Origin of the sequence: Mycolicibacterium diernhoferi (genome assembly GCF_019456655.1) — a bacterium.
Taxonomy (GTDB): domain Bacteria; phylum Actinomycetota; class Actinomycetes; order Mycobacteriales; family Mycobacteriaceae; genus Mycobacterium; species Mycobacterium diernhoferi.
Map to the genome: position 1 here is coordinate 3,803,074 of NZ_CP080332.1, position 12,231 is coordinate 3,815,304.

Annotated in this window: 12 protein-coding genes and 1 other RNA gene; 4 read left to right on the plus strand and 9 right to left on the minus strand. The window is 68.0% G+C overall.

Going from position 1 to position 12,231, the window contains the following annotated elements; translation table 11 throughout:
* Positions 1-8: 8 nt before the first annotated feature.
* On the minus strand, positions 9-1,517 hold the full coding sequence (locus K0O62_RS18050) for an alpha/beta hydrolase (RefSeq protein ID WP_205870734.1): 1,509 nt from the start codon (positions 1,515-1,517) through the stop codon (positions 9-11).
* A 41-nt stretch (positions 1,518-1,558) separates the two neighbouring features.
* The gene (locus K0O62_RS18055; protein WP_073854409.1) at positions 1,559-2,950 is read right to left on the minus strand and encodes a WS/DGAT/MGAT family O-acyltransferase; all 1,392 of its coding nucleotides are present in this window, start codon (positions 2,948-2,950) and stop codon (positions 1,559-1,561) included.
* A 174-nt stretch (positions 2,951-3,124) separates the two neighbouring features.
* Here K0O62_RS18055 and panB point away from each other — a divergent pair, with 174 nt between their 5' ends.
* Positions 3,125-3,955 (plus strand): 3-methyl-2-oxobutanoate hydroxymethyltransferase, encoded by an 831-nt coding sequence (gene panB / locus K0O62_RS18060; protein ID WP_073854027.1) that lies wholly within the window; start codon positions 3,125-3,127, stop codon positions 3,953-3,955.
* Between the two features lie 6 nt (positions 3,956-3,961).
* Here the strand turns inward: panB and K0O62_RS18065 are convergent, their stop codons facing one another.
* A complete protein-coding gene (locus tag K0O62_RS18065; protein WP_073854025.1) occupies positions 3,962-4,741 on the minus strand; it encodes an enoyl-CoA hydratase/isomerase family protein in 780 nt (259 codons plus the stop codon).
* Between the two features lie 159 nt (positions 4,742-4,900).
* Here K0O62_RS18065 and K0O62_RS18070 point away from each other — a divergent pair, with 159 nt between their 5' ends.
* Entirely contained in the window at positions 4,901-6,361 is a 1,461-nt protein-coding gene (locus K0O62_RS18070; protein WP_073854407.1) for a CYTH and CHAD domain-containing protein, read from the plus strand.
* A gap of 45 nt (positions 6,362-6,406) precedes the next feature.
* Here the strand turns inward: K0O62_RS18070 and K0O62_RS18075 are convergent, their stop codons facing one another.
* The 5 genes from K0O62_RS18075 to rnpB form a co-directional block, all read right to left on the minus strand.
* Positions 6,407-7,264, minus strand: coding sequence for an aldo/keto reductase (locus tag K0O62_RS18075; RefSeq protein ID WP_073854023.1), 858 nt, complete (start codon positions 7,262-7,264; stop codon positions 6,407-6,409).
* A gap of 77 nt (positions 7,265-7,341) precedes the next feature.
* Entirely contained in the window at positions 7,342-7,764 is a 423-nt protein-coding gene (locus K0O62_RS18080) for a cupin domain-containing protein (protein WP_073854021.1), read from the minus strand.
* Between the two features lie 22 nt (positions 7,765-7,786).
* On the minus strand, positions 7,787-8,773 hold the full coding sequence (locus tag K0O62_RS18085; RefSeq protein WP_073854019.1) for an aldo/keto reductase: 987 nt from the start codon (positions 8,771-8,773) through the stop codon (positions 7,787-7,789).
* A 25-nt stretch (positions 8,774-8,798) separates the two neighbouring features.
* On the minus strand, positions 8,799-8,981 hold the full coding sequence (locus K0O62_RS28715; RefSeq protein ID WP_324617946.1) for a carboxymuconolactone decarboxylase family protein: 183 nt from the start codon (positions 8,979-8,981) through the stop codon (positions 8,799-8,801).
* Between the two features lie 120 nt (positions 8,982-9,101).
* Positions 9,102-9,492: RNase P RNA component class A (gene rnpB, locus K0O62_RS18095), an RNA gene on the minus strand.
* Between the two features lie 29 nt (positions 9,493-9,521).
* Here rnpB and K0O62_RS18100 point away from each other — a divergent pair.
* Positions 9,522-9,974 (plus strand): helix-turn-helix domain-containing protein, encoded by a 453-nt coding sequence (locus K0O62_RS18100; RefSeq protein WP_073854017.1) that lies wholly within the window; start codon positions 9,522-9,524, stop codon positions 9,972-9,974.
* Positions 9,975-9,984: 10 nt separating this feature from the next.
* Positions 9,985-10,419: a VOC family protein gene (locus tag K0O62_RS18105; protein WP_073854015.1), complete on the plus strand. Its 435-nt coding sequence runs from the start codon at positions 9,985-9,987 to the stop codon at positions 10,417-10,419.
* Positions 10,420-10,422: 3 nt separating this feature from the next.
* On the opposite strand, the gene K0O62_RS18110 is transcribed toward K0O62_RS18105, so the two are convergent.
* On the minus strand, positions 10,423-12,171 hold the full coding sequence (locus tag K0O62_RS18110) for an HNH endonuclease signature motif containing protein (RefSeq protein ID WP_083603684.1): 1,749 nt from the start codon (positions 12,169-12,171) through the stop codon (positions 10,423-10,425).
* Positions 12,172-12,231 lie beyond the last annotated feature (60 nt).

Below are 12,231 nucleotides of genomic sequence, written 5' to 3' on the forward strand. Positions count from 1 at the left end.
GCCGCGGGTCAGCACCGGGTGCCCTCCGGCGGGAGGATCCCGTCGATCACGTACTTGGCCGAGATGTCGTCGACACACTGGTTGCCCTGGAACACCACGGTGTGCTGGGTGCCCACGTAGGTGAGCAGCGTGCCGCCGAGCTGCTCGGCGAGGTCCACGCCGGCCTGGTACGGGGTGGCCGGGTCGTTGGTGGTGGAGACCACCAACGTCGGCGGCAGCCCGGGCACGTGCAGCTCATGGGGTTCCGAGGTGGGCGGCACCGGCCAGAACGAGCAGGTGCCCATCGGCGCCATGCCGGTGAACTCGCCGTAGCTCAGGAAGGGCGCCACCTCACGGGCACGGCGGTCCTGCTCCACGACGGTGGCCCGGTCGGTGATGGGCGGTTCGTCGACGCAGTTGACGGCCACCCGCACGTCGGTGGAATTGTTGTAGTGGCCGTTGGCATCCCGGCCCATGTACAGGTCGGCCAACGCCAGCATGGTGTCGCCGCGGCCGCCGCGCAGTTCCCTGAGCCCGTCGGTCAGGTGACGCCACAGGTTCGGCGAGTAGAGCGGCAGGATGGTTCCGACGATCGCGTCGCTGTAGCCCAGGCCGCGCGGGTCGGCCGTCGGCGCCGGGTTGTCGACCAACGGGTAGACCAGGTCCTTGTACACGTCGGTGGCCTTGGTGGGGTCGGTGCCCAGCGGGCAGTCCGGCTCCTTGGCGCAGTCCGCGGCGTAGTCGTCGAAGGCGGTCTGGAAGGCCGCCGCCTGACGCAGATCGGCCTCGACCGGATCGGCGTTGGGGTCCACCGCGCCGTCCAGGATCATCGCGCGCACCTTGTCGCCGAACATTTCGGCGTAGGTGGCACCGATCCGGGTGCCATAGGAGTAGCCCAGGTAGGTCAACTTCTCGTCGCCGACCGCCTCCCGCATGGCGTCGAGATCCTTTGCCACGCTTACCGTTCCGACGTTGGCCAGGAACTCCTCGCCCATCTTCTCCACGCACCGGTCGATGAACGCCTGAGTCTCGGACTCGATGTGCTCGACGCCCTCCTCGGTGTACTCGACCGTCGGGTCGGCACGCAGCCGGTCGTTGTCCTCGTCGGAGTTGCACCACAGCGCGGGCTTGGACCCACCGACGCCGCGCGGGTCGAATCCGACCAGATCGAAGCGTTCGCGCACCGACTGCGGCATCGTGCCGACCAGGTTGACCGCGGCCTTGACCCCCGATTCGCCGGGGCCGCCCGGGTTGATGAACAACGATCCGATCTTCTCGCCGGTGGCCTTGATCCGGATCATCGCGATCTGCGCGACCTCACCGTCCGGGTTGGCGTAGTCGACCGGCACCGACAACAGGCCACACTCGGCGCCCATCGGCATCCGGGACTCCCCCGCGCCGGCCTCGCACGGCGCCCACTGCACCGGCGTACCGGGCCGGGGTGCGGACAGCACGGCACGGCCGTCGACGACGTTGCTGCATCCGGAGACCAGGAGCAGCGCCATGGCGGCCGCGAGGCCCCCGCGCTTGAGGTTCATGGCTGACCATGCTGCCATGCGCGACATCGGGGCAGGTGAGGCTACCTACATGCGGCGAGTAACTCGGCCAGTTCGACGCTGAAGTCGTCGGCCATCTCCCACAGGTCAGGCAGCAGTTCCGGGCATGAGATGAGGCCGACGTCGAGTTTGCCGTTCAACGACATGACGGTGATGTTGAGCCCGGAGCCGTGAAAGATCGGGCCCAGCGGGTACATCGCCTTCACCTCGCTGCCGAGCATGTAGAGCGGGACCTGCGGGCCCGGCACATTGGACACCACCAGGTTGTGCACCGGCGCCGCGGCCGACAGGTTGCTGCGGGCGTACACCCGCATCGCCACACCGAACACCGCGGGCGCGGCGAACTGCGTCCAGTCCTGCAGCAGCGTCGCACCGATCGCCGAACTGTGTTGCTTGGCCACCGAATTGGCCGAGGCGATGGCCATCAGGCGCTCCGCGGGGTCGGCCAGGTCGGTGTAGAGCGTGGAGAACATCCCGGACACCTGATTGCGGCCGGGCCGGTCGGACCTGTCGTGTACCGACACCGGGATCATCGCCACCAGCGACGAGTCCGGCAGTTCGTCACGGTCGAGCAGGAACCGCCGCAGCACGCCGGACACCAGCGCCAGCACCACGTCGTTGACCTTCACACCGAAGTGGCCCCGGACCGCCTTGATGTCGGCGAGGTCCAGTTCGGCGAACGCCACGTTGCGGTGGCCGGTCACGTTGGCGTTGAACACCGTCTTGGGCGCCGCGAACGGCGCCGCCATGGAGATTCCCTTGGCGGCCCGGCGCGCCGTGTCGAGGACCGTCGACACCGTCGAGGGCAGCATGTTGACCAGCTTCAGCGGCCGGGTGACGAACTTGACCGCACCGTTGATCGCGATCTCCAGTTCGGACGCATCCCCCGGTCCCTCGACCGGGTCCGGGGGCGGCGCATCCGGTTCGGTGCTGCACAGCGTGGACATCAGATTCGCACCGGTCACCCCGTCGACGGCGGCGTGGTGCACCTTGGTCAGCACTGCGAGCCGGCCGCCGGCGTGCGCGTCGGTGCCCGCGACGTTCTCGATCACCCACATCTCCCACAGCGGGCGGCTGCGGTCCAGCGGCAGCGAGGCGATGTGCCCGCAGATCTCGGAGAGTTCGGTGCGCCCGCCCGGGGACGGCAGCCCGATCCGGTGCAGGTGGCGCTGGACGTCGAAATCGCGGTCATCCACCCACACCGGGTGGTCCAGGTTCAGCCGACTGTCGGCCAGCTTCTCCCGGAACTCGGGCATCGCCTTGACCCGCATGGCCAGCGCGTCGCGTAGCCGGTCGAATGTGTAACCGCCGGGCATGGTGGAGGTGTCGAGCTCCAGGACCGAACAGACATGCAACGGCTGAGAGGCGGTTTCGAGGTAGAGGAAGCTGGCGTCGAGGCCACTGAGCCGTTGCAGAGAGCGCCTTTGCATGTGCCGATGGTAGGTGGACGCGACCGCGATGTGAGGAAATCCACTCAACCAGGCGTTCACCTGCGGGGTGTCGAGTGGCAGACTGGGCGGCGTCAGATGACCCGGGGACCCGTAGCGGCCTCGAGGATCAACCCGACAACCACATATCGAGGGACGAAGATGTCTGAACAGTCCGTTTATGGTGCCGCCAAAGCTCCGGTGAAGGTTCGCACCCACCACCTCCAGAAGTGGAAGTCCGAAGGCCACAAGTGGTCGATGCTCACCGCGTACGACTACTCCACTGCCCGCATCTTCGACGACGCCGGGATCCCGGTGCTGCTCGTCGGCGACTCCGCCGCCAACGTGGTGTACGGGTACGACACCACCGTGCGGGTCACCGTCGATGAGCTGATCCCGCTGGTCAGCGCCGTGGTCCGGGGTGCCCCGCACGCCCTCGTGGTCGCCGATCTGCCGTTCGGTAGCTACGAACGCAGCGCCGACCAGGCGCTGGAGACGGCGACCCGGTTCATGAAGGAGACCGGTGCGCACGCGGTCAAGCTGGAGGGCGGCGAGCGGGTGGCCGCCCAGATCGCCGCACTCACCCAGGCCGGTATCCCGGTCATCGCCCACATCGGGTTCACCCCCCAGAGCGTGAACGGGCTGGGCGGTTACCGGGTGCAGGGTCGCGGGGACTCCGGCGACCAGACCATCCATGACGCCATCGCGGTCGCCGAGGCCGGCGCGGTCGCGGTGGTGCTGGAGATGGTGCCCGCCGAGCTGGCCACCCAGATCACCGGCAAGCTGACCATCCCGACCGTCGGCATCGGCGCCGGCCCGAACTGCGACGCCCAGGTGCTGGTGTGGCAGGACATGGCCGGTCTGACCTCAGGCAAGACCGCCAAGTTCGTCAAGCGGTTCGCCGATATCGGTGCCGAGTTGGGGCGTGCGGCACGGCAGTACGCCGATGAGGTCGCCGGCGGGGTGTTCCCCGCCGACGAGCACTCCTTCTAGGACCGGTCAGCCGAATTCCGGGGCACGCTTGCCCAGGAACGCCGCCACGCCTTCTTTCCCGTCGGCGCCCGCGGCGTTCCCCGCGATGAACCGCGCCTCGAGTTCCAGCTGCGATTCGTAGTCCGCGCCGTAGCTGTTCAGCAGCAGCTGCTTGACCGCGGAGTTGGATCCCTTTGCGCCCGTTGCGATTTCACGGGCCAGTTCCTCGAGCTTGGCCGGAAGTTCGGCGTCCGGGACCACCGTGGTCACCAGGCCCCACTCCAGTGCCTGGGCGGCCTTGAGCACCCGGTTGGTGATCATCAGTTCCTGGGTGCGGCGCAACCCGATCAACCGCGGCAGCACGTAGGAGGCGCCACCGTCCGGGCTCAGGCCGGCCTTGGTGTAGGCCATGGTGAACGATGCCGATTCGGCGGCCAGCACGAGATCACCGGCGACGCCGAGGGAGAAGCCTGCGCCGGCCGCGACCCCGTTGACCGCGGTGATGAGGACGGCGTCCATCCGGGCGAAGGTCGACATGGCGCGGTGCAGATCGTTGGCGATGCCCTTGACGAAGACGCCCGGGTCCTCGGCGGCCGCCATGGCCTTGAGGTCGCCGCCCGCGCAGAAGAACCGGCCGGCACCGGTCAGGGTCACCACCTTGGTCTCGGCGGTGTCGCACAGCGCCGCCGCATCGGCGAGGTCGCGCGTCATCGCGGCGTTCATCCCGTTGGCGGCGTCGGGCCGGTCCAGCACGATGTCGACGACAGATCCTGCCCGGGTGAACTTCAACGTCTCGAATGCGGTCATGGCGCACACGGTATTACGCCCAGGTCCGATCGTGTAACACGTGGTCCCCGATCGGGTGATTCCGGGCGGACGGGTTGAACGCTCGCCACCGGGTCGGACGCCCCGATGTGGCACGCTGGTCACAAGTTTTGCCACGCGCCGGACCGAATAAGGGTGAACATGCCTGCAGACAAGCCAAAGACGTCGCGCCACAGCGAGGTTGAGCGAAAGTTCGACGTCGTCGAGAGCACCCTCTCGCCCTCGTTCGAGGGGCTGGCCGTGGTGTCCCGGGTGCAGCACGCCCCCACCCAGACGTTGGAGGCCGTGTACTTCGACACCCCCGACTACGACCTGGCGGCCCGCAAGATCACCCTGCGTCGCCGCACCGGTGGCGCTGACGCCGGGTGGCACGTGAAGCTGCCCGCCGGCCCGGACGCCCGCACCGAGGTGCGGGCGCCGCTGGCCGATTCGATGCCCGATGAGGTGCGCGATGTGGTCGCGGCGATCGTCCGGGACCGGCCGTTGGCCGCCGTGGCCCGGATAACCACCCAGCGCACGGTCTCGCTGCTGTTCGGCGTGGACGACACCCCGGTCGCGGAATTCTGCGATGACCAGGTGACCGCGGCCGCGTTACGGCCGGACAGTGAACCGCAGATGTGGCGGGAGTGGGAGCTGGAACTCGCCGAGGGTGCCGGTTCGACGGACATCCTGGATCGGCTGTCGAACCGGCTGCTGGACGCCGGCGCGGTGCCGGCCGGGCACGGTTCGAAGCTGGCCCGGGTGCTGGCCACCGCGCAACCCGACGTGCCCGCGGTCGCGCCCTCGGACCCGGTGCGCCGGGCGGTGGCCGCGAACATCGAGGACCTGATCGCCTGGGACCGTGCGGTGCGCGCCGACGTGCACGATTCGGTGCACCAGATGCGGGTGAGCACCCGCAAGATCCGCAGTCTGCTCGCCGACGAGTCCTTCGGCCTGCCCGATGACGCCTGGGTGCTCGACGAGCTCAAGCTACTGGGCGGGATCCTGGGCGGGGCCCGCGACGCCGAGGTGCTCGCCGAGAAGTACGAGAACACGCTCGACGAGTTGGCCCCGGAGTTGGTGCGCGGGCGGGTGCGCGAGCGCCTGGTCGAGGGGGCCCGCCAGCGCTACGCCAACGGTCTGCGCCGCTCGCTTGCCGCGATGCGCTCGGAGCGCTACTTCCGGCTGCTGGATGCCCTCGACGAGCTGCTGGCCGCACCGTCGGCGACCTCGGGGCGCTCCGGTGCGGAATCGGCGGCGGCCAGCCTGGCGGCGGCCTACAAGAAGGTCCACAAGGCGGCCAAGCGGGCCGAATCGGAGGGCACCGACGAGGCACTGCACCGGATCCGCAAGCGCGCCAAGCGTCTTCGCTACACGGCATCGGCCACCGGCAATTCCGGGGTGGCCGAGAAGGCCAAGGCGGTGCAGACCCTGCTCGGCGACCATCAGGACAGTGTGGTCAGCCGCACCCACCTGCTGGAGGAGGCCGACGCCGCGCACGCGGCCGGTGAGGACACCTTCACCTACGGACTGCTGTACCAGCGGGAGGTCGAGGTCGCGCTGCAGGCCGAGGACGAGATCGGCGATGCCCTGAAGGCCCTCAAGAAGGCCGTGCAGGAGTAGGACGGACGAGCCGGCCGGATCACGGGTGTCGTTGGATCGGAGTTGCTATTTGCCGCTGTAGACGGGGAACACGCTTGCGTCGCCGTAATCCCGGGCGTGCAGGTTCCGCAATGCGTCCATGTCCGCATCCGAGATGACGAAGTCGACCTCTGCGTTGGAGCGCATATGCTCGGCGTTCGCGGTCTTCGGAAGCGACACGGTACCCAGCTGCAGCGTGTAGCGGATGCAGAGTTGGGGCACGCTGACGCCGTAGTTCTCGGCCATCGCCGCGATGTCGGTGTTCTTGAGGATCTCGCCGTGCGCGATCGGCGAGTACGCCTCGACGAGGAGGTCCTTGCTCGCGCAGTAGGCCAAGAGGTCAGTCGGGGTGTTTCCCGCGTGGACGAGGAGTTGGTTCACGTGCGGTGCGACGGAGCACGAGCCGAGGATGTTCTCGACGTCGGCCTGCTCGAAGTTCGATATACCGATCGAACGCAGCTTGCCGGCCTCGAAGGCGTCCTCGAGTGCTCGCCACGCCTCACGGTTGCCCTCCGCATAGTCGCCGCCGCGAAAATCGTTCCAGGGCTGCGGGCTGTGGATGAGCATCAGGTCGACGTAGTCAAGCCCGAGCTTCTCCAACGACCCGTCGATCGCGGCGGCCGCGCCGTCGTAAGCCTTGATCTCCGCAGCCAACTTCGTCGAGACGAACAACTCCTCGCGGGGCACACCCGCCGTACGTACGCCTTCACCGACTCCGCGCTCATTACCGTAGGCCTGGGCGGTGTCGATGTTGCGGTAACCGATCTCCACGGCCGCGCGCACCGCGTCGTCTGCCTTGTCATCGTCGATGAACCAGGTACCGAGCCCCAGCTTGGGGATCTCGACGCCGTTCGACAGGGTGTAGGTCTCGTCAAGGATCGTCATGGCTCTCTTCTTTCGTGAGGGTTTCGTGGTCTTCATTTCTGCTTTTCGTAGCGAGGGTCGTCGGCCAGAGCGGTTTATCAGCTGCCCGGCAGCTGGCCGTACACCTCGTCGGTGACGGGCTCGAGCCATTCGTTGCTGACGTCCTCGCCGGGGGTGATGAAGGCGAGGTGGGAAAACCACGAGTCGGTCTTCGCGCCGTGCCAGTGCTTCGTGCCGGCCGGGACGCGGATCACGGTTCCGGGCTCCATGTTGATGGGCTGCCGGCACTCGGCTTGGTACCAGCCCGAGCCGGCGGTGCAGAGCAGGATCTGGTCGCCTGCGCCGCCGGTGCCGTGGTGGATGTGCCAGTTGTTGCGGCAGCCGGGCTCGAAGGACACGTTGCTGACCGGGACGCTCCCGGAGGTGAGTGGAGCGAGGTAGCTCTGCCCGATGAAGTACTGCGCGTAGGCGTCGTTCTTCTCTCCGAGCGGGAAGATCTGGTCGAACTCGCTGTGTGTCATGTCGTCGTTCCTTCTGCTGCGACTAGCGGTTGATGTAGGCCATGTGCTGGGCGTTGTAGCGGTCCCCGTGCACGCCGATGCGCCGGGCGAGGCTGTCGAGGTCGGCGCGCTCGTCGGCGGACAGCGCGACCTGGGTCGCGGTCGCGTTTTCGCGAATGCGTTCGGTGCGGCGGGTGCCGGGGATCGGCACGATCCACGGCTGTTGGGCGAGCAGCCAGGCCAGGGCGATCTGCCCGCTCGACGAGCCCTTCGCGTCGGCGAGGTCCTTCACGTGCTCGACGAGCGCCTGATTGGCGGCGAGATTCTCCGCCTCGAAGCGGGGGACCCGGCGGCGGATGTCGCCCTCGGTGAACTCCGTGGAAGCATCGACGGTGCCGGTGAGGAAACCCTTGCCGAGCGGGCTGAACGGCACGAAACCGATGCCGAGCTCCGCCAGTGTCGGCAGAACCTGCGCCTCGGGGTCCCGCGTCCACAGGGAGTACTCGCTCTGTACCGCGGTGACCGGGTGGACGGCATGTGCGCGACGGATCGTTGCGGCCGAGGCCTCGGACAAACCGAAGTGCCTCACTTTGCCCTCCGCGATCAGCTCGCCGACGGTGCCCGCGACGTCATCGATCGGGACGTCCGGGTCGACGCGGTGCTGGTAGAACAGGTCGATGACGTCGGTCCTGAGCCGCTTCAGCGATCCCTCCGCGACGCGGCGGATCTGGTCGGGTCGGCTGTCCAGTCCGGCCACCCGGTCGTCCTGGATGTCCCAGCCGAACTTGGTGGCGATCACGACCTGGTCGCGGAGTGGTTGTAGGGCCTCGCCGACGAGCTGCTCGTTGACGTAGGGGCCGTAGACCTCGGCGGTGTCGAAGAACGTGACGCCCTCGTCGACCGCGGAGCGCAGAACCGCAATCATGTCGTCGCGGGTGCCGGGGTTGGGGCCGTAGCTCTGGGACATGCCCATCGCGCCGAGGCCGATCGCGGAGACCTCCAGGCCCTGGCCGAGGGTTCTGGTATGCATGGTGACCCTTTCTCGATGATGTTCTTCAGCACCGTCGCGGCCCCCGTGCCGTTGGGACAGCCGGAGCAAAACGGAGGTGCAGGAGGGCTTCTTTCAGCTCGTCATCGGTTACCCCGTTCTGGCGGGCGAAACCGAGGTGGAACATCAACTGGTCGAGCTTGCCCATGGCGGTCAGCGCCGCGACCGGTGATCGGTCTTGGACATGCATCCGCGGTCGCGACGCTGGACACCTGTCACCTGTGGGCTCGGTGCTGGGATCTTCGCCGAGTGGGAGCGCTGCGGACCGTAGAGCAGCTAGCCCCCTGAACGTGCTGTTCAGGGGGTTGGCGGAACGAGTTGGCCTGTAAGCCGGATTCTGTCCCTCACCGGGTAACCGGTGAGGCGGCGACCATCCATCTGGACACACCGTCGCCGGGTGCCTCAAGCGGCCTACCCGCAAGCTCGGGCGAGCAGCCCTCGAACGCTTGCGCAGCCGCGACCAGGTCGCGGCCTTCTTGGCCTTGCTTCGGGTGGGGTTTACCTAGCCATCCCGGTCACCCGGGATGCTGGTGCGCTCTTACCGCACCTTTTCACCCTTACCACCTGCCCAAACGGCTCAGGTGGCGGTCTGTTTTCTGTGGCACTGTCCCGCGGGTTGCCCCGGATTGCCGTTAGCAATCACCCTGCTCTGTGAAGTCCGGACTTTCCTCGAATTTCTCCGCGGTCGCCCGGCCAACTCGTCCGCGCAGATCACCGTACCCTTAGGGGCATGGCACAGGTGCCGCCAGCCCGATATCTGCTGCGAGCCAAGGACCTGGTCGACGCCCGCTACGCCGAGCCGATCACGGTCGACGACCTCGCCGCCGCCGCCGGACTGTCCCGGGCACACTTCAGCCGGATGTTCACCCGCACGTTCGGCGAGTCGCCCCACGCGTATCTGCAGAGCCGGCGCCTGGAACGGGCCGCCGCGCTGCTGCGTTACACCGACCGTTCGGTCGCGGAGATCTGCGCGATGGTCGGTTTGACCAGTGTCGGCTCGTTCACCACGACGTTCGCCCGGGTGTACGGCAAGCCGCCGGCGGCATATCGGGCGGCGCTGCCCCCGGCGACCGCCTACGCGCGGGTGCCCGGGTGCATCGTCCGCCGCGATACCCGGCGTGCGCCCGGAAGCCGGACCAAGACAGCACACGGGAAGAAGACGGACGATGGCGAGCAGTCGTAGCGTTTCTCCCATGATCAAGATCGCAAGTGCACACCTTTGGGTTCACGACCAGGAGGTCGCCCTCCGCTATTGGACCGAGAAAGTCGGATTCGAGGTACGCCAGGACGTCTCACTACCCGATGTCGACGGAGTCTTCCGCTGGCTGACGGTCGGGCCGCGAGGCCAGGACGATGTGTCCATTGTTTTGATGGCGGTGCCCGGCCCACCCGTCATGGATGCCACCACCCAGGAGCAGGTGCGGGAACTGACCGCCAAGGGATTCGCCGGCACGATCTTCCTGTCCACCGACGACTGCCGGGCCAGCTTCGAGGAACTCCGTTCCCGCGGAGTGGAGTTCACCGAGGAACCCACCGAGATGCCCTACGGCATCGACTGCGGATTCCGCGATCCGTCGGGCAACAGCGTCCGGCTCACCCAGTTGGCGGATGTGAGCGCACTCGGCTGACGGTCAGAAGGGCGGCGGGTCCGGGTCGCTGTCGTTCACGGCTTCGCCCTTGCACTTCCCAGTGTTGAAGACGTCGTCTGGTGGGGTGGCGCTGTTGGCGATGCGGACCTGATTGCTGTCCTTCGCTGCTGACGCGAGGGCGAGTTCGGTTGCGTTGCGGGTGCGTTCGGCGTTGATGCGGTGTGCGCGGTCTTGGGCGCGGGTGCGTTGGCGGGTGGGCATCTTGGCGCTGCCGTGATCGTCGTGGATGAGGCTGATGTGTCGCGGTGGCGGGACGGTGGTGTGGATGTTCCAGTGCGGGAACAGGATCGCCGCGCCCGGGGTGCTGACATAGGTGTGCCCGGTCGGCGAGGTCCATTCTGTGGCGCCGTCGGGCCGTGCTTTGACGGTCCAGCCGTTCGGGCCGGATCGGAACGTTTTCACCAGATGATGTTCACGGCACAGCGGACGCAGGTTGCCCGGGTGGGTGGCCCCGGCCGGCCACGGGATCACGTGGTCCAGATCGCAGCGGTGCGCCGGTTTCGAGCAGCCGGGGAAGCTACAGGTCTGCGAGCACATCCGCACGAACGCGGTCAGCGCGGCCGAGGGCCGGTATTGGCGTTCGGTGGGCAGGTCGGCGACCTCGCGCAGGGGCCGGACCTTGGCGCCGGTGGCGATGAGGTCGGCCAGCATGGCGGCCGGGATGACGGTGCCGTCGAGCATCACCCCGACGCCCGCCCCGGGGAGGGTGCCCACGGGCCGGGAATTGAATGGCACGTGCGCCGCGGGGTCCACGGCGGGCGTCGGATAGGACTCGGCGGGCGTCGGTGTCTGCGCTGCGGGCCGCTCAGAGCCATCTGGTCCAGGAGCTGGTTCAGGCTCCGGCTCAGGCCCTTCGGGCCCGGGCTCACCCGTGGGCCCAGGCCCGGTCTGTGGGGTGGGCCTCGCATCTGCGCCGGGCACCTGATCGGCCAGCATGTAGATGTTCACCGCCGTCGAGCGTGGGTCTTTGCCACTACCCGCACAGCCCGGGTCCCCGCACCGGCAGGCCAACCGCTGCAGCGACGGGCCGACGATGCCGAGGGCACCCAGGGCGTCGGCGCGGCGCTCGCGCACGGTGCGCGGATCATTGGCGCACACGGTGTCCGCGAGATCGTTGAGGCGCTGCTGCACGGCCGCCTTATCGGTGGCCCGCAGCCGCCCCCAGAACGAGCACACCCCGTTGGGGTCATCACGATCATCGAACTCGACATAGAGATCCTTGGCGGCCGCCTTGGACCGGATCACCGCGATCGGATCGAACTTCTCCACCCACAAATCCACCGCCCGGATCAGTGCGGCTTCCGACAGCGCCCCGTACTCGGTGGCTTCTGCGGCGATCGCGGCATCGATCAACGCCAGGGCGTCCTCATCGGTCACCAGATGGGTGCGCCAGGTGATCTCCCCGATCACCCTCGCCGACACCGCCCCGCACCCGAACAACGCCGCGGTGCGCGGCAGTCGCTCCCGCAGGGCCACCCCGATGCGCATCTGAGTCGAGGCCGCGTGAGGGCTGAGATTGCAGGCCGCACTCACCTGCGCCTTCGCGAACGCCCACCCATCGATCACCTGATGGGCGACCACGTCGTCCTCGTCCTCGCACTGCCGGGCGGTCACCTCGGCGACCAGGGCCAGCCGATCCGCGGCCGCCATGGCCTCCGACCGGGTCGCGTCCGTCAACGCGGAGATGAGCTGTTCATCGCCCATCCCCGCCAACGCAACCCTATCGAACATGTGTTCGATATTACCGGACCCCTATGACACGCGCCACAAAGAATGTCCCCGGCTGTGGAT

Excerpts from the sequence above, each read along its gene's own strand:
- K0O62_RS18075 (WP_073854023.1), bottom strand. The coding sequence starts at position 7,264 with ATGACGATCCTTGACGAGACCTACACCCTGTCGAACGGCGTCGAGATC.
- panB (WP_073854027.1), top strand. The coding sequence starts at position 3,125 with ATGTCTGAACAGTCCGTTTATGGTGCCGCCAAAGCTCCGGTGAAGGTT.
- K0O62_RS18085 (WP_073854019.1), bottom strand. The coding sequence starts at position 8,773 with ATGCATACCAGAACCCTCGGCCAGGGCCTGGAGGTCTCCGCGATCGGC.
- K0O62_RS18110 (WP_083603684.1), bottom strand. The coding sequence starts at position 12,171 with ATGTTCGATAGGGTTGCGTTGGCGGGGATGGGCGATGAACAGCTCATC.
- K0O62_RS18080 (WP_073854021.1), bottom strand. The coding sequence starts at position 7,764 with ATGACACACAGCGAGTTCGACCAGATCTTCCCGCTCGGAGAGAAGAAC.
- K0O62_RS18070 (WP_073854407.1), top strand. The coding sequence starts at position 4,901 with ATGCCTGCAGACAAGCCAAAGACGTCGCGCCACAGCGAGGTTGAGCGA.
- K0O62_RS18065 (WP_073854025.1), bottom strand. The coding sequence starts at position 4,741 with ATGACCGCATTCGAGACGTTGAAGTTCACCCGGGCAGGATCTGTCGTC.
- K0O62_RS18050 (WP_205870734.1), bottom strand. The coding sequence starts at position 1,517 with ATGAACCTCAAGCGCGGGGGCCTCGCGGCCGCCATGGCGCTGCTCCTG.
- K0O62_RS18100 (WP_073854017.1), top strand. The coding sequence starts at position 9,522 with ATGGCACAGGTGCCGCCAGCCCGATATCTGCTGCGAGCCAAGGACCTG.
- K0O62_RS28715 (WP_324617946.1), bottom strand. The coding sequence starts at position 8,981 with ATGCATGTCCAAGACCGATCACCGGTCGCGGCGCTGACCGCCATGGGC.
- K0O62_RS18105 (WP_073854015.1), top strand. The coding sequence starts at position 9,985 with ATGATCAAGATCGCAAGTGCACACCTTTGGGTTCACGACCAGGAGGTC.